Annotated in this window: 13 protein-coding genes; 6 read left to right on the forward strand and 7 right to left on the reverse strand. The window is 59.8% G+C overall.

Annotation, left to right across the window (positions count from 1 at the left end):
* Positions 1-195: 195 nt before the first annotated feature.
* The 6 genes from narI to ABLV52_RS06490 form a co-directional block, all read right to left on the reverse strand.
* Positions 196-876, reverse strand: coding sequence for a respiratory nitrate reductase subunit gamma (gene narI, locus ABLV52_RS06465; protein WP_023289864.1), 681 nt, complete (start codon positions 874-876; stop codon positions 196-198).
* Positions 873-1568 carry a nitrate reductase molybdenum cofactor assembly chaperone gene (gene narW / locus ABLV52_RS06470; RefSeq protein WP_032453024.1) on the reverse strand — a complete coding sequence of 232 codons (696 nt, stop codon included), beginning with the start codon at positions 1566-1568 and terminating at the stop codon, positions 873-875. The genes narI and narW overlap by 4 nt, the downstream gene beginning before the upstream one ends.
* Positions 1568-3112 (reverse strand): nitrate reductase subunit beta, encoded by a 1545-nt coding sequence (gene narH, locus ABLV52_RS06475; RefSeq protein ID WP_023289862.1) that lies wholly within the window; start codon positions 3110-3112, stop codon positions 1568-1570. The genes narW and narH overlap by 1 nt, the downstream gene beginning before the upstream one ends.
* Positions 3109-6849: a nitrate reductase subunit alpha gene (locus ABLV52_RS06480; RefSeq protein WP_044523471.1), complete on the reverse strand. Its 3741-nt coding sequence runs from the start codon at positions 6847-6849 to the stop codon at positions 3109-3111. Before ABLV52_RS06480 ends, narH begins: the two co-directional genes overlap by 4 nt.
* A 113-nt stretch (positions 6850-6962) precedes the next feature.
* Positions 6963-8345 (reverse strand): NarK family nitrate/nitrite MFS transporter, encoded by a 1383-nt coding sequence (locus tag ABLV52_RS06485; protein WP_348890181.1) that lies wholly within the window; start codon positions 8343-8345, stop codon positions 6963-6965.
* A 175-nt stretch (positions 8346-8520) separates the two neighbouring features.
* Positions 8521-9096, reverse strand: a complete 576-nt coding sequence (locus tag ABLV52_RS06490; protein ID WP_032429166.1) for a TetR family transcriptional regulator — start codon at positions 9094-9096, stop codon at positions 8521-8523.
* A gap of 119 nt (positions 9097-9215) precedes the next feature.
* On the opposite strand from ABLV52_RS06490, the gene kmrA reads away from it, so the two are divergent.
* Positions 9216-10715, forward strand: coding sequence for an efflux MFS transporter KmrA (gene kmrA, locus ABLV52_RS06495; protein ID WP_044523470.1), 1500 nt, complete (start codon positions 9216-9218; stop codon positions 10713-10715).
* Here kmrA and ABLV52_RS06500 read toward each other — a convergent pair.
* Positions 10710-11546 (reverse strand): IclR family transcriptional regulator C-terminal domain-containing protein, encoded by an 837-nt coding sequence (locus ABLV52_RS06500; protein ID WP_072198970.1) that lies wholly within the window; start codon positions 11544-11546, stop codon positions 10710-10712. The genes kmrA and ABLV52_RS06500 overlap by 6 nt on opposite strands.
* A gap of 171 nt (positions 11547-11717) precedes the next feature.
* On the opposite strand from ABLV52_RS06500, the gene ABLV52_RS06505 reads away from it, so the two are divergent.
* From ABLV52_RS06505 to benB, 5 genes are all read left to right on the forward strand, one after another.
* Positions 11718-12881, forward strand: a complete 1164-nt coding sequence (locus tag ABLV52_RS06505; RefSeq protein ID WP_074423623.1) for a muconate cycloisomerase family protein — start codon at positions 11718-11720, stop codon at positions 12879-12881.
* Between the two features lie 19 nt (positions 12882-12900).
* Positions 12901-13191: a muconolactone Delta-isomerase gene (gene catC / locus ABLV52_RS06510; RefSeq protein WP_023289855.1), complete on the forward strand. Its 291-nt coding sequence runs from the start codon at positions 12901-12903 to the stop codon at positions 13189-13191.
* A gap of 69 nt (positions 13192-13260) precedes the next feature.
* Complete coding sequence (catA, locus tag ABLV52_RS06515) at positions 13261-14187, forward strand: catechol 1,2-dioxygenase (RefSeq protein WP_048298680.1); 927 nt, start codon at positions 13261-13263, stop codon at positions 14185-14187.
* Positions 14188-14296: 109 nt separating this feature from the next.
* On the forward strand, positions 14297-15679 hold the full coding sequence (locus ABLV52_RS06520) for a Rieske 2Fe-2S domain-containing protein (protein WP_101978307.1): 1383 nt from the start codon (positions 14297-14299) through the stop codon (positions 15677-15679).
* Positions 15679-16164: a benzoate 1,2-dioxygenase small subunit gene (gene benB, locus ABLV52_RS06525; RefSeq protein WP_023289852.1), complete on the forward strand. Its 486-nt coding sequence runs from the start codon at positions 15679-15681 to the stop codon at positions 16162-16164. Before ABLV52_RS06520 ends, benB begins: the two co-directional genes overlap by 1 nt.
* Positions 16165-16171 lie beyond the last annotated feature (7 nt).

Consider the following 16171-nt stretch of genomic DNA (forward strand, 5'->3'; position numbering starts at 1 on the left):
CCTGATATCTTGCCCGGCGGCGCTGCGCTTGCGCGGGCCTACGGGGTATGAGCTCTGTGAGAGGGCCCTGTAGGCCGGGTAAGGCGACAGCCGCCGCCCGGCATAACGGCTGGAGCCGGGTCGATAACTACCCGGACTCGCGCGAAGGCCGCGTCCGGGCTACCGGTTAGGATGAATGATAACAGCCGCCAGCGCTCAGCGTCGGGAGCGCACCACCTGGTAGCGGCGGGTGAAATACTCCACCGGCGCGCTCCAGACGTGAACCAGACGGGTGAACGGGAAGATCAGGAAGATGGTCATCCCCAGCACCAGGTGGACGCGGTAAATCCAGGCCACGCCGTCCAGATGCGCCGAGGCGCCGCCGTGGAAGGTGACCACCGCCTGCGCCCAGTCCACCAGCTTGAGCATTTCGCTGCCGTCCGGATGCTGGGCGGAGAAGGGGATCGTCGTCAGCCCCAGCGCGCACTGAATCAGCAAAATGCACAGGATCAGAATATCTGCCGTGGTGGAGGTGGCGCGAATGCGCGGGTTGGTCAGGCGGCGCGCCAGCAGACCGATGCCGCCCACCAGGGTGAGCACCCCGCACACGCCGCCGAGGATCATTGCCATCAGCTGCTTCTGCGACATCGGCAGGAACCACGAGTAGACCCAGTGCGGGGTCAGCATGCCAAAGAGATGGCCGAAAAAAATGCCGAGAATGCCGATATGAAACAAGTTCGACCATAGCACCATCCCGCGTTTATCCAGCATCTGGCTGGATGACGCGCGCCAGGTATACTGCCCATAGTCGTAGCGTAGCCAGCTGCCGAGCAGAAACACGGCGCCGCAAAGGTAAGGGTAGATATCGTAAAAGAAGACGTTCAGATACTGGATCATTTCGGGCCTCCGGCGCGGATGTCGACGTACAGCGGCGCCACATCCTGGCTAAAGCGTCGTTGATAAGCTTGCATAGGCGAGCTGTCGCAAGCGGTCGCATTATCTTCAATAAACTTCACCTGCTCTTCTTCCCACACTTCGTCCAGCGCCTGACAGGTATCGTCGCGCTTTTCTCCAGCTACCTGTTTGGTGACACTGTCACTGGTGAGCGGGCTTTTTGCCAGTTCCAGCAGGGCGTCAAACAGTTGATAATACGAGCATTCTCGTTGCTTCAGGCGGCCGCCGATCAGCGCCAGAATCGGCGCGATATTCTGCAGCCCTTCGCGGGCGTCGGCGAGGGGTAAAATACTGAGATACTCCAGATACAGCGGCAGATAGTCGGGCAGTTCACGGCAATCGATCAGCAGACCTGCCTGCTGATACTGATTCATCAGGTCCACCATCGCCTGGCCACGGTCGCGGGACTCAGCATGCACATGTTCAAACAGCAGCAGCGAGGTGGCGCGCCCTCGCTCGAACACCTCGCACCAGTCGGCCTGGCGATCCAACAGCGGCGCCGCCAGCAGCTCCCCGACAAAGGGCGTCAGGGAAGGGATATCGGCGCTGACCAGCGCCAGGGCTTCGTCGCGGTTCTCCCACAGCACCTCGTCGGGATACTCCAGCAGCAGACCGAGCACTTTCAGGATCCGCATCACTCTCCCTCCCCATGCTTACGCACGCCGCTGACGTCGATGGCGTCAATCCGCCGGCTGTTAAACAGGTTGAATTTCGTATCTGACCCGTGGCAGCCGTCGCCGAAGGTAAAGCCGCAGCCGTTGCGTTCCGGGAAGGCATCCTCCGCCAGTTCGCGATGGCTGGTGGGGATCACGAAGCGGTCTTCGTAGTTGGCGATCGCCAGATAGCGATACATCTCTTCGACCTGCTCAACGCTGAGTCCCACCTCTTCAATTGCCCGGGTATCGGTCACGCCCTCAACGGTTTGCGAGCGCTTGTAGTGGCGCATCGCCATCATTCGTTTCAGCGCGCGCAATACCGGCCCGGTATCCCCGGCGCTCAACAGGTTCGCCAGGTACTGGACCGGAATGCGCAGGCTCTCAACCGCCGGCAGGATGGCGCCGTTGTTCGGCAGGCCGCCGGCGTCGGCAACCGACTGGATCGGCGACAGGGGCGGCACATACCAGACCATCGGCAGGGTGCGATACTCCGGATGCAGCGGCAGGGCCAGTTTCCAGTCCATCGCCAGCTTATAGACCGGCGATTTCTGCGCCGCCTCAATGACATTGTGGGGGATGCCTTGTTTTAACGCTTCCTCGATGACCGCCGGATCGTTTGGATTAAGGAACACCTCGCACTGGCGCTCATAGAGGTCGGTTTCATGCTCGGCGCTGGCAGCCTCTTCGATACGGTCGGCGTCATACAGCAAGACGCCGAGATAGCGGATGCGCCCGACGCAGGTTTCGGAGCACACCGTTGGCTGCCCGGACTCAATGCGCGGATAGCAGAAGATGCATTTTTCCGACTTACCGCTCTTCCAGTTAAAGTAGATTTTTTTATATGGACAGCCGCTGATGCACATCCGCCAGCCGCGGCATTTGTCCTGGTCTATCAGCACGATGCCATCTTCCTCACGCTTGTAGATGGCGCCGCTCGGGCAGGTGGCCACGCAGCTCGGGTTGAGGCAGTGCTCGCACAGGCGCGGGAGGTACATCATAAAGGTGTTTTCGAACTGGCCGTACATCTCTTTCTGCATGGCTTCGAAGTTACGGTCGCGGGCGCGTTTCTCGAACTCACCGCCGAGCAGTTCCTCCCAGTTCGGGCCCCAGTCAATTTTATCCATCCGCTCGCCGCTGATCAGCGAGCGTGGGCGGGCGGTAGGCAGATATTTTCCCTCCGGCGCGTTGTGCAGATGCTGGTAATCGTAGGTGAAAGGTTCGTAGTAATCGTCAATCGCCGGCAGCACCGGGTTGGCGAATATCTTCGACAGCACGCTAACCCGATTGCCGAGGCGGGGCGTCAGTTTACCGCTGATGCCGCGGATCCAGCCGCCTTGCCACTGCTCCTGGTCTTCCCAGTTTTTTGGGTAGCCAATGCCCGGTTTGGTTTCCACATTATTGAACCACGCGTACTCCATGCCCTCCCGGCTGCTCCAGACGTTTTTACAGGTGACCGAGCAGGTGTGACAGCCGATGCATTTGTCCAGATTCAGCACCATTCCAACCTGAGAACGGATTTTCATTTTTTCGCCTCCTGTACCTGATCGCGGCCTTCGTCATCCAGCCAGGCAATATTTTTCATTTTGCGGATCATGATGAACTCGTCGCGGTTGGAGCCGACGGTGCCGTAGTAGTTAAAGCCATAGGCCAGCTGGGCGTAGCCGCCGATCATGTGCGTCGGCTTCGGGCAAACGCGGGTGACGGAGTTATGAATGCCGCCGCGGCGGCCGGTCACTTCCGAACCCGGGATATTCATAATCCGCTCCTGAGCGTGATACATCATGGTCATCCCCGGCGGCACGCGCTGGCTCACCACCGCCCGGGCGGTGAGGGCGCCGTTGGCGTTGAACGCTTCAATCCAGTCGTTATCTTCAATGCCCAGCTCTCTGGCGTCAGTTTCACTGAGCCAGACGATCGGCCCGCCGCGCGACAGCGTCAGCATCAGCAGGTTTTCGCTGTATGTGGAGTGGATCCCCCATTTCTGGTGCGGGGTCAGGAAGTTCAGCGCTTTCTCCGGAAAACCGTTCGGCGGCACGGCCTTCATCTGGCTGACGCTGCGGGTATCAATGGGCGGGCGATAAGCCACCAGGCTTTCGCCAAAAGCCCGCATCCACGGATGGTCCTGATACAGCTGTTGCCGCCCGGAGAGGGTGCGCCACGGGATCAGTTCGTGCACGTTGGTATAACCGGCGTTGTAGGAGACGTGCTCGCTTTCCAGTCCGGACCACGTTGGGCTGGAGATGATCTTGCGCGGCTGCGCCTGAATATCGCGGAAGCGGATCTTCTCATCCTCTTTATTCAGCGCCAGATGAGTGTGGTCGCGACCGGTAAATTCTCCCAGCGCCTGCCAGGCTTTCACCGCCACCTGGCCGTTGGTTTCCGGCGCGAGGCTGAGAATAACTTCGGAGGCGTCAATGGCGCTGTCGATCCGCGGCCGGCCTTTGGCCGGACCGTCCTGCTTGAGGTAGTTAAGCTTGCCGAGGAAATCGACTTCGCTTTGCGTATTCCACGAGATGCCTTTCCCGCCATTGCCAAGCTTATCGAGCAGCGGCCCGAGAGAGGTGAAGCGTTCCCAGGTGGCGGGATAGTCGCGCTCCACCAGGGCAATCGACGGAGCGGTTTTCCCGGGGATCAGATCGCATTCGCCCTTGCGCCAGTCAAGCACCTCGAACGGCTGCGCCAGCTCAGCCGGAGAGTCATGCTGCAGCGGGACCAGCACCACGTCGGTCTCTTTCCCGAGATGGCCGACGCAGACCTGCGAGAAGGATTTGGCGATATCTTTGTAAATCTCCCAGTCGCTCTTTGCCTCCCACGCCGGGTCGACGGCGGCGGAAAGCGGGTGGATAAACGGATGCATATCCGAGGTGTTCATATCGTCTTTTTCGTACCAGGTGGCGGTCGGTAGAACAATATCGGAAAAGAGACAGGTACTGGACATGCGGAAATCCAGCGTCACCAGCAGGTCGAGTTTGCCCTCGATAGCCGCCGTCTGCCACTCGACCTCCTCAGGTTTCACCTCATCGCTGGCGCCCAGTTCATCCCCCTGAATACCGCTGTCGGTCCCGAGCAGGTATTTCAACATGTACTCATGCCCCTTACCGGACGATCCCAGCAGGTTAGAGCGCCAGATAAACAGGTTCCGCGGATGGTTTTTGCCGCTGTCCGGCTGCTCGGCGGCAAAGCGGATCTCGCCGGATTTTAGCGACCGCACCGTGAACTCCGAGGGCGATAGCCCGGCGGCCTCGGCCTGCTGCTTGATGGTCAGCGGGTTGACGTTGAGCTGTGGTGCAGAAGGCAACCAGCCCATCCGTTCCGCGCGGACGTTGAAGTCGATAAGGCTGCCGCTAAATTTGCTGGCGTCGGCCAGCGGCGACAACAGCTCCTGCGCGGTCAGTTTTTCATAGCGCCACTGGCTGGCGTGATTGTAGAAATAGGAGGTGCTGTTCATTTGCCGCGGCGGGCGGTTCCAGTCCAGCGCGAACGCCAGCGGCAGCCAGCCAGTCTGTGGGCGCAGCTTCTCCTGACCAACATAGTGCGACCAACCGCCGCCGCTCTGGCCGACGCAGCCGCAGAACACCAGCAGGTTAATCATCCCCCGGTAGTTCATATCCATGTGGTACCAGTGGTTTACCCCGGCGCCGAGGATAATCATCGAACGGCCATGGGTTTTATGCGCCGTATCGGCGAACTCGCGGGCGATTTGTTCGATATGCTGGCGCGGCACGCCGGTGATCTGCTCCGCCCACGCCGGGGTATAGGCTTTAACCTCGGCGAAATCTTTCGCCGCATTGACATCATCAAGCCCTCGGTCCAGGCCGTAGTTAGCCAGAATCAGGTCATATACGCTGACCACCAGGCCGCTTTCGCCACTGGCCAGCGTCAGCTGTTTCACCGGGAGCGGATGAAGGGTTACCGGTGCCTGCGGCACGCTGCGGAAATGCGGGTTTTCATTGCCGCCGAAGTAGGGGAAGGCGACTGACGCCACGCTGTCGCGAATATCCAGCAGAGACAGCGTGAGCTCCACCGTTTTGCCGTCAGCCAGCGGTTCGAGATTCCATTTCCCTTTTTCGCCCCAGCGAAAGCCGATGGAACCGTTTGGCGCCACCAGTTCGCCGTCGGCGGTGCAGGCGACGGTTTTCCATTCCGGGTTATTCGTTTCGCCCAGTCCATCCAGCAGGTCGGAGGCGCGCAGCATGCGGCCTGGCACATAGCTGCCATCGTCGCGCGGCTCAAGCATCACCAGCATCGGCATGTCGGTATAGGTGCGGCAGTAGTTAAGAAAGTAATCGCTCGGGTTATCAAGGTGGAAGGCTTTGAGGATGACGTGGCCCATGGCCATCGCCAGCGCGCTGTCGGTACCTTGCTTCGGCGCCAGCCAGTGGTCGCACAGTTTGGCCACTTCCGAATAGTCCGGGGTGATGGCGATGGTTTTGGTGCCTTTGTAGCGTACTTCGGTGAAGAAGTGGGCATCCGGGGTCCGGGTCTGCGGCACGTTGGAGCCCCAGGCGATAATGTAGCTGGCGTTGTACCAGTCGGCGGATTCCGGCACGTCGGTCTGCTCGCCCCAGGTCATTGGCGAGGCCGGGGGCAGATCGCAGTACCAGTCGTAGAAGCTGAGGCAGGTGCCGCCGATAAGGGATAAATAGCGGGTACCCGCCGCGTAGGAGACCATCGACATCGCCGGGATCGGCGAGAACCCGGCGACACGGTCCGGGCCGTAGTGTTTGATGGTCCAGACGTTGGCGGCGGCGATGAGCTGATTCAGCTCTTTCCAGCTGGAGCGGACAAAGCCGCCTTTGCCGCGCGCCGCTTTATAGCTGGTGGTTTTGGCCGGATCCTGCATGATGCTATCCCAGGCCTGCACCGGGTCGGGAAACTGCGCCAGTGCTTCGCGCCACAACGCAATCAGCCGTTTACGCGCCAGCGGGTACTTCAGACGGTTGGCGCTATAGAGATACCAGGAGTAGCTGGCGCCTCGCGGGCAGCCGCGTGGTTCATGGTTCGGCAGATCCGGGCGGGTACGCGGATAATCGGTCTGCTGGGTTTCCCAGGTCACCAGACCGTTTTTGACATAAATTTTCCAGCTGCAGGAGCCGGTGCAATTCACGCCGTGGGTGGAGCGGACAATTTTGTCGAACTGCCAGCGTTGACGGTAGCTGTCTTCCCAGTCACGGTTGTTGTTGTAGACCTGACCGTGGCCGTTGGCAAAGGTTTCGCCTTTCTGCTTAAAGTAGCGAAAGCGATCCAGTAGTTTACTCATGACATTTCTCCTGCTCCGATAAAGTCCGGCATCGTGCCACCCGGCCGGATGAGCGAACGAACGCGTACGTCGGATAAGGCGGAAGCCGCCATCCGGCAGATAAATCGTTATGGTTAAGCGGGTTTACGTCGGCCGTAGACCAGCCAGGTCACCAATACGCAAACCACGTAAAAAACGAAGAAGACCTTCATCGCCCCGACCGGCGAACCGGTCATCGCCAGCGAGGTGCCGAAGGCTTTCGGGATAAAGAAGCCGCCGATGGCGCCAATTGCCGAGATAAAGCCCAGCGCGGCAGCGGTATCGGTTACGGCTTCATGCTGCGCTTCTTCTTCGCTGCCGCCGCGCTGCCTCACGCTCTCGATGGTGAGCTGACGGAAGATGACGGCGATCATCTGGAAGGTGGAGCCGCTGCCGAGCCCGGCGGTTAAGAACAGCCCCATAAACACCACGTAGAAGGCGAGGAAACTACCGGATCCGCTGCCCGGCAGGGTGAGGAACAGCAGACCGGTAAAGAGCGCCATCAGCACGAAATTGACCAGCGTCACCCGCACACCGCCCAGACGGTCGGAGATGATCCCGCCGAACGAGCGCGCCAGCGCGCCAATAAACGGTCCAAAGAAAGCCAGCTTGAGAATGTCGACCGCAGGAAACTGGGTTTTCGCCAGCATGGCGAAGCCGGCGGAGAAGCCGATAAATGAGCCGAAAGTCGCCAGATAGAGCAGGCTCAACAGCCACATATGCGGGCGCTTGAGTACGGGAAGCTGATCGCGAATCGAGGCCTTCGAACTGGCGATATCATTCATACCGAACCAAGCGGCAGCGGTGGCAAGCAGCAGGAGGGGTACCCAGACGAGCGCCGCATTACTCAGGGCCATGGTCGAGCCATCGGGCTGGGTGACGCCATGGACGCCGAGGAAGGTGAAGATCGGCAGGAAGATCACCGCCGGGGCGACCATCTGCATCACGCTGACCCCGAGATTGCCCAGGCCGCCGTTGACCCCCAGCGCGCTGCCCTGTTTGGCTTTGGGAAAAAAGAAACTGATATTTCCCATACTGGAAGCAAAATTAGCCCCGGCAAAACCGCACAGCAGCGCAATAACAATAAATACCCAGAATGGAGTAACGCTATTCTGGATCGCCACGCCTAACCAAATACAAGGCACAATTAGGATCACTGTACTTAATACGGTCCAGTAGCGCCCGCCGAAGAGGGGTACCATAAAGGAGTAGGGGACCCGTAATATCGCGCCGGAAAGTGAAGGAAGTGCGGTTAATAAAAAAAGCTGGTCGGTAGTGAAATGAAAACCGACCTTATTAAGGTTGACCGCCACGGCGCTGAATAACATCCATACGCAGAAGGCAAGTAGTAAGCAGGTGACTGATATCCAGAGGTTTCTTCTCGCAATGGCCTGACCCTTGTTTTCCCAGAAGGCCTTATTTTCTGGCCGCCAGTTTTTCAAAAGGTAATGATTATCTTTCTCATTTTGTACCGACATATTGCCCTCTAATTGCCCGGAATGGAGTAAATAAATAAGGTCAACAGCTGAATACAAGGTGACGGTGAATAACCCTTAATTGGCGTTATCTAAAAAGCGTAGATAAAAAAAACGTGCTGTCGGAGAGCACGTGGAGAGCGTAGCGGGATTAATTGTTACTAAATGTAAAATTTAACTAAAATAACTCCAGCGTAATCATCTTATTGACGTAACGGCTAAACGCCGTCTCGTCCAGGGTTTGGGTGCCGAGGGCGTAAATCCCGTCGAGGCCGCACACCAGGGCGATAAAACGCCAGGCGATATCCACCGGCGGCTCGCTCGAGTGAAACTCTCCGCAGGCGAGACCCTGTTCCACGATCGCCACGGTCTCGGCATGCCACATGGTCATGGTCAGCAGGTAGGCCGCTTTGATGTCCGGGTCGCTGTCGGCCAGCACCTGGCCTTCCCGCCACAGGCGGATATAGGGTTCCAGCCGGCCATCCTCGCTGCCGATCATCGAGAATAACCGCTCGCGCCAGCTGGCATCCTCCGCCACCAGCGGCATGTCGAGCATCTCGCGGATAAGACGGATGAACACCTGGGACTTCAGCTCGCCAATGGAGGCGAAGTGGTGGTGCAGTTGTCCGGCGGCCACCTGCGCTTCGCGGGCGATCTGCCGGACGGTCATGGCGCTGAAGCCGCCGCGCAGCGCCAGACGCATGGCGGCCTGCATAATTCCTTCCCGTCGCTCATCCCGCTGTAAATAGTGCATAGAACCCCGCTGATATCTGGCTTTGGCCGAGTGTAACAAAAAGTTGGACATGTGTTCAACAATCCGGCAGGATCGCCATCCTGGACATGTGTCCAAGTTCTAACATTGAGGTACACGCTATGTCACGGCAATGGATGACGCTGATGGCGATTTTGCTGGTTTATATTCCGGTGGCGATTGACGCCACGGTGTTGCATGTGGCCGCGCCGACCCTCAGCGTCGCGCTGGGCAGCAGCGGTAATGAGCTGTTGTGGATCATTGATATCTATTCATTGGTGATGGCCGGGATGGTGCTGCCGATGGGCGCCCTTGGCGATAAAATCGGCTTTAAACGTCTGCTGCTGCTCGGCAGCGCTATTTTTGGCGTCGCCTCGCTGTGCGCCGCGCTGTCGCCGACCGCCCTGACGCTGATTGCCTCCCGCGCCCTGCTGGCGGTGGGGGCGGCGATGATCGTTCCGGCGACGCTTGCCGGGATCCGCAGCACCTTCGCCGAGGCCAGCCAGCGCAATATGGCGCTGGGGCTGTGGGCGGCGGTGGGCTCCGGCGGCGCGGCCTTTGGCCCGCTGGTGGGCGGCATGCTGCTGGAGCATTTCTACTGGGGATCGGTGTTCCTGATCAACGTGCCGATTGTGCTGGTGGTTATCGCCATTAACGCGAAAGTGGTGCCGCGCCAGCCCGCGCGCCGCGACCAGCCGCTGAACCTGCTGCAGGCGCTCATTTTGATTGCGGCGATCCTGATGCTGGTGTTTAGCGCCAAATCGGCCCTCAAGGGCCAGCTGGCGCTGTGGCTCACCGCGCTGGTGGCGATCGGCGGGGCGGCGATGCTGACCTGGTTTATCCGCAAACAGCTGTCGGCGGCCCGGCCGATGGTGGATATGCGCCTGTTCACCCATCGTATAATTTTAAGCGGGGTGATGATGGCGATGACGGCCCTGATTACCCTGGTGGGTTTTGAGCTGCTGATGGCGCAGGAGCTGCAGTTTGTGCATCAGAAAACGCCGTTCGAGGCGGGGATGTTTATGCTGCCGGTGATGGTGGCCAGCGGCTTTAGCGGGCCGATTGCCGGGATGCTGGTGTCGAAGCTCGGACTGCGCGAGGTGGCTACCGGCGGGATGTTGCTGAGCGCCTTCAGCTTTCTGGGCCTGGCGCTGACCGATTTCAGCACTCAACACTGGCTGGCCTGGGGGCTGATGACGCTGCTGGGCTTTAGCGTCGCCAGCGCGCTGCTGGCCTCCAGCTCCGCCATTATGGCGGCGGCGCCGAAGGAGAAAGCGGCGGCGGCCGGGGCGATCGAAACCATGGCCTATGAGCTGGGCGCCGGCCTCGGCATTGCGCTGTTCGGCCTGATCCTCACCCGCAGCTACAGCGCCACCATTGTGCTACCGTCCGGGCTGAATGAGACGATGGCGCAGCAGGCTTCGTCATCGATCGGCGAGGCGGTCAGCCTGACCCAGGCGCTGCCCGCCGGGGTGGCGGAGGCGCTAATGGCGGCGGCCAAGGCGGCCTTTACCCAGGCGCACAGCCTGGTGCTGGCGACAGCGGGGGTCATGCTGCTGCTGCTGGCCGCCGGGATCTGGCGCAGCCTCGCCACGGCGACGAAGCCGCCGTCGGCGCTATAGCTGTAGCGACAGGTCCATCGCCGCGCGGCGTAGCGGGGCGAGGGCCTTCTCTTTTAACGCCGCGGCGCTGACCGTCGCGGCCGGCACCCCGACATTCAGCGCGGCCACCACCTGGCCATGACGCGACAGCACCGGCACCGCCAGCGAGCACAGGCCCACCTCTATCTGGCGGTCGGCGAGGGCATAGCCCTGCATGCGCACCCGATCAATCTCCGCGCGTAGCCCGGCCATATCGCACAGGGTGTGTGGGGTGTAGCGAATGAGCACGGCGCGTGACAGTGTCACCTCCAGCTGCTCCTCCGGCAGCGCGCTTAGCAATACCCGACCCATCGACGTCGCCCACGCCGGCAGACGGCTGCCGCGTCCGAGATCGACGCTCAGTAAATTATTCACCGCGGCGCGGGCGATATAGAGCACGTTATCCCCATCGAGCGTCGCCGCCGAACAGGATTCGCCGAGGGCTTTGCCGAGGCTATCCAGCGCCGTTTGCGCCACTTTCGCCAGCGGGGTGCCGGCGAGATAGGCATGGCCCACCGCCAGCACCCGGGGCAACAGCTCATAATGGCGGCCATCCGGGCTATGGACCATGCCCAGCGCGGCGAGGGTATACAGGCAGCGGCGTACCGCCGCGCGGGAAATTTGCGTTTTCTGGCTTAACTGGGAAATGGTCAGCCGCTGACGCTGCGGGGTAAAGGCGTTAAGCACCTCCAGCCCGCGAGCCAGAGACAGCATAAAGTTGGGATCGTGCTCGGCCTGCCTGGCGCTTAGGGTGGTGGGGGTATGGTCACGCATGGATTCCCTCTCCGTTGCATTGCAAAGCTCACGGGGCATCACTATACCGTGCGCAAACCGCACCGTCCTGAATTGTGCCGGTTTTACCACCGCGATCACATTATTAACCGCCTTTTAACAAACGTGCCGATAATCGCACAACATTTCGATTATCGCCGTTGACCACCCGCCAGACCGAACCCTATTGTCAATGGCACAGCCCTCCCCGTTATGGAAGTGGGTACAAAAAGTTATACATCTCATCAGGAAGCGAAAATGACTGCCACCGTAGAAGGTATTGAGAGCTGGATTGTGGATGTCCCAACCATCCGGCCACATAAATTGTCGATGACCACCATGGGATGTCAGACGCTGGTGATCGTGCGCCTTACTCGCTCCGACGGCATCTGCGGCATTGGCGAGGCCACCACCATCGGCGGCTTGAGCTATGGCGTCGAGAGCCCGGAGGCTATCTCGTCGGCGATAACGCATTACCTGACGCCGCTGCTGCTGGGGCAACCGGCCGATAACCTGAATGCGCTGACCGCCCGCATGAACAGCGCCATTAAAGGCAACACCTTTGCGAAGTCCGCCATTGAAACCGCGCTGTTGGATGCGCAGGGCAAAGCGCTGGGCCTGCCGGTGTCGGCGCTGCTCGGCGGCGCGCTGCAAACGTCCTTGCCGGTGCTGTGGACGTTAGCCAGCGGCGATACCGCAAAAGATATTGCCGAAGGGGAAAAATTGTTAGCAGAGGGCCGCCATCGGGCATTCAAGCTGAAAATTGGCGCCCGCGAATTAGCTACCGACCTGCGCCATACCCGCGCCATTGTGGAAGCGTTAGGGGATCGCGCCAGCATCCGCGTCGACGTCAACCAGGCCTGGGACGCGGCGACCGGCGCGAAAGGCTGCCGCGAGCTGGCGGCGATGGGCGTCGACCTCATCGAACAGCCGGTCAGCGCCCACGACAACGCGGCGCTGGTGCGGTTGAGCCAGCATATTGAAACCGCGATCCTCGCCGACGAAGCGGTAGCCACCGCTTACGATGGCTATCAACTGGCGCAGCAGGGCTTTACCGGCGCTTACGCGCTGAAAATAGCCAAGGCCGGCGGACCGAATAGCGTACTGGCGCTGGCCCGCGTCGCCCAGGCGGCGGGGATTGGCCTGTATGGCGGCACCATGCTGGAGGGGACCGTGGGGACTGTCGCCTCGCTGCATGCCTGGTCGACGCTGCCGCTGCAGTGGGGCACCGAGATGTTCGGCCCGCTGTTGCTGAAAGACGATATCGTCCGCGTACCGCTCTCCTTTGCCGACGGCGAGGTGGTGCTCCCGCAAACCCCGGGTCTTGGCGTCGAGCTGGATGAAGACAAACTGCGTTTTTACACCCGCCAGGCGTAGCGGGTAACAGGAGAAACACATGCTATTTAAAGTGGAGATGACCGTGAATATTCCGCTTGGTTTTCCCGTCGCCGAAGCGGAGGAAATAAAGCAACGCGAAAAAGCCTATTCACAACAATTACAGCGGGAAGGCAAGTGGCGACATATCTGGCGCGTCGCCGGTCTATACGCCAATGTCAGTATTTTCGATGTCAACGATGCCGAAGAGTTACATCAAATATTAATGGGATTACCGCTGTATCCTTTTATGGATATTCGCGTCGAGGCGCTGTGCCGTCATCCCTCGTCTGTTCGTGACGACGATAGCTAATAATAATAACACCTGACCTCATGCCGGGGTGACCCGGAAAATACCCTACAACGATAAGAGAGAATAATGATGAGTAATGCTTTCGTACAACAAGAAGCCGTGCAGAAATTATTACGTGAAGGCGCGGGTTTACATGTCCCTGGCGGTAACGAACGTTTTAAAGCCATTATTCACCGTCTGCTGGAGAATATCTGTACGCTGATCGACGACTATAACGTCACCGAAGAAGAGTTCTGGCATGCGGTGAACTATCTGCATGCGCTGGGCGGCCGTCAGGAGGCGGCGCTGCTGGCGGCGGGACTGGGTCTGGAGCATTTCCTCGACCTGCGTCAGGACGCCATTGACGCGGCGGCGCGCCGGGAAACCGGCACCCCGCGCACCATCGAAGGGCCGCTGTATGTGGCTAATGCGCCGCTGGCCGACGGCCACGCCCGGATGGATGATGGCGCCGACGCCGGGGAAGTGATGTGGCTGCATGGCCAGGTCAACGATACCGAGGGCCGGCCGGTGGCCAACGCCATTGTCGATATCTGGCACGCCAATACCCTCGGCAATTACTCCTTCTTCGACCCGAGCCAGAGCGAATACAACCTGCGCCGGCGGATCCGCACCGGCGCCGATGGCCGCTACAGCGTGCGCAGCATCCTGCCATCCGGCTACGGCTGTCCGCCGGATGGCCCGACGCAGAAGCTGCTGGATCGGTTAGGCCGCCATGGCAACCGTCCGGCGCACATTCACTTCTTCGTCTCCGCGCCGGGGCATAAACATCTCACCAGCCAGATCAACCTCAGCGGCGATAAATACCTGTGGGATGATTTTGCCTTTGCCACCCGCGACGGCCTGATTGCCGACCCGATCAAAGTGACGGACCGCGAGACTATCGCGCAGCGCGACCTTGAGGGAGAGCACACTGAGGTCTGTTTTGATTTCACCCTGTGTAAAGCGCTCAGCGCCGACGAAGAGCAGCGCGGCGCCCGCCTGCGCGCCAAAGCGTAATCTGCTGTAACGGCCCCGGGCACGCGGTTGCCCGGGCCAGACATTGCACCTGAAAGCAAACCATTCACCCGGTTTCTTTCATCCTGAATATTGCAGGAGGGACTGACACATGCAAAAGACGCTATCAGCGCTTAAAGACAAAATTAACAACGCCTTAATTGTCGATCGTGAAAACCATATTTACCGCTGCCACCGTTCGATATTTACCGACCCGCAGCTGTTTGAATTTGAAATGAAGCATATCTTTGAAGGTAATTGGGCGTTTCTCGCCCATGAAAGCCAAATAGCCGAACCGGGGGATTATTATACCCTGACGCTGGGGCGTCAGCCGGTCATTATTACCCGCGATAAAAAGAACGAGCTGCATGCGTTAATTAACAGCTGCGCCCATCGCGGCGCGATGTTATGTCGACGGAAAACCGGGAATAAAAACTCATTTACCTGTCCGTTTCACGGCTGGACCTTCAGCAATAATGGCAAACTATTAAAAGCCAAAGATGAAAGTACCGGCGGCTATCCTGACACTTTTAAACAGGAAGGATCGCACGACCTGCAAAAGCTGCCGCGTTTTCAGTCCTATCGCGGTTTCTTATTCGGTAGCCTCAATGCCGACGTGCAGCCGCTGGAAGCCTATCTCGGGGAAACCTGCAAAATCATCGATCTGATCGTCGACCAGGCGCCGGAGGGGCTGGAGGTGCTCAAGGGATCGTCGAGCTATGTGTACGAGGGCAACTGGAAGCTGGGCGCAGAGAACGGCGCTGATGGCTACCACGTGAGCGTGGTGCACTGGAACTATGCCTCCACCATGTCGCGGCGCAATTATGAAGCGGAAGGCACCCATGCGGTGGACGCCAACGGCTGGTCAAAAAGCCTCGGCGGCGGCTACGGATTTGATAACGGCCATATGCTGCTGTGGACCCGGGCGCTGAACCCGGAGGTGCGCCCGGTGTATGCCCACCGCGAGCGCCTGCAGGCGGAATTCGGCGAACTCCGCGCCGACCAGATGGTCAACGAAACCCGCAACCTGTGCCTGTACCCCAACGTCTATCTGATGGATCAATTCTCCACCCAGATCCGCGTCATTCGTCCGCTGGCGGTGGACAAAACCGAAGTCACTATCTGGTGCTTTGCGCCGAAGGGGGAATCCGACCAGGCGCGGGCCCTGCGCATCCGCCAGTACGAGGATTTCTTTAACGTCAGCGGGATGGGCACCCCGGACGACCTCGAAGAGTTCAGCGCCTGTCAGCGCGGCTATCTCGGCGAAAACCTGGCGTGGAGCGATCTCAGCCGCGGCGCGCTGCGCTGGGTCGACGGTCCGGATGAGCATGCGCAGCACGCCGGATTTCATCCGCGCTTAAGCGGCGTGAAATCAGAGGACGAGGCGCTGTATATCGCCCATCACCATCACTGGCAGACGCTGATGCTGGCGGCGATTGAACAAGAGCAGCAGCGCTATGACCAGTCGATCACCCAGCGCGTGGAGGTGGTCTGATGCTGAACCTCGAACAGGTACGCCAGTTTCTCTACTACGAAGCCCGTCTGCTGGATGATCGTCAGTGGGATGAATGGCTCAGCTGCTACAGCCCGCAGGTCGTCTACTGGATGCCCGCGTGGGGCGACGATGACCAGCTGACGCGCGATCCGCAAAAAGAGATTTCGCTGATCTACTATCCCAACCGCGAAGGGCTGGAGGATCGCGTCTACCGCATTAAAACCGAGCGCTCAGGGGCCAGCACGCCGGAGCCGCGAACCACCCATATCATCAGCAACGTCGAGCTGCTGGGGGAGAACGATGAAGGGCTGGAGGTGCGTTACAGCTGGGTGACCTGGAGCCACCGCTATCAGCACACCGACGCCTTTTTCGGCGCCACCTGCTGCACGCTGACCGAGCAGGACGGCAGGCCGCAGATCGTGCGCAAAACCGTGCGCCTGAATAACGATTATATCCGTCAGGTGATCGACGTTTACCACATTTAAGAGGCGC

The sequence above is a fragment of the Klebsiella sp. GB_Kp056 genome, from assembly GCF_040064755.1.
Lineage (GTDB): Bacteria > Pseudomonadota > Gammaproteobacteria > Enterobacterales > Enterobacteriaceae > Klebsiella > Klebsiella quasipneumoniae.

Excerpts from the sequence above, each read along its gene's own strand:
- narI (WP_023289864.1), bottom strand. The coding sequence starts at position 876 with ATGATCCAGTATCTGAACGTCTTCTTTTACGATATCTACCCTTACCTT.
- narW (WP_032453024.1), bottom strand. The coding sequence starts at position 1,568 with ATGCGGATCCTGAAAGTGCTCGGTCTGCTGCTGGAGTATCCCGACGAG.
- narH (WP_023289862.1), bottom strand. The coding sequence starts at position 3,112 with ATGAAAATCCGTTCTCAGGTTGGAATGGTGCTGAATCTGGACAAATGC.
- ABLV52_RS06480 (WP_044523471.1), bottom strand. The coding sequence starts at position 6,849 with ATGAGTAAACTACTGGATCGCTTTCGCTACTTTAAGCAGAAAGGCGAA.
- ABLV52_RS06485 (WP_348890181.1), bottom strand. The coding sequence starts at position 8,345 with ATGTCGGTACAAAATGAGAAAGATAATCATTACCTTTTGAAAAACTGG.
- ABLV52_RS06490 (WP_032429166.1), bottom strand. The coding sequence starts at position 9,096 with ATGCACTATTTACAGCGGGATGAGCGACGGGAAGGAATTATGCAGGCC.
- kmrA (WP_044523470.1), top strand. The coding sequence starts at position 9,216 with ATGTCACGGCAATGGATGACGCTGATGGCGATTTTGCTGGTTTATATT.
- ABLV52_RS06500 (WP_072198970.1), bottom strand. The coding sequence starts at position 11,546 with ATGCCCCGTGAGCTTTGCAATGCAACGGAGAGGGAATCCATGCGTGAC.
- ABLV52_RS06505 (WP_074423623.1), top strand. The coding sequence starts at position 11,718 with ATGGAAGTGGGTACAAAAAGTTATACATCTCATCAGGAAGCGAAAATG.
- catC (WP_023289855.1), top strand. The coding sequence starts at position 12,901 with ATGCTATTTAAAGTGGAGATGACCGTGAATATTCCGCTTGGTTTTCCC.
- catA (WP_048298680.1), top strand. The coding sequence starts at position 13,261 with ATGAGTAATGCTTTCGTACAACAAGAAGCCGTGCAGAAATTATTACGT.
- ABLV52_RS06520 (WP_101978307.1), top strand. The coding sequence starts at position 14,297 with ATGCAAAAGACGCTATCAGCGCTTAAAGACAAAATTAACAACGCCTTA.
- benB (WP_023289852.1), top strand. The coding sequence starts at position 15,679 with ATGCTGAACCTCGAACAGGTACGCCAGTTTCTCTACTACGAAGCCCGT.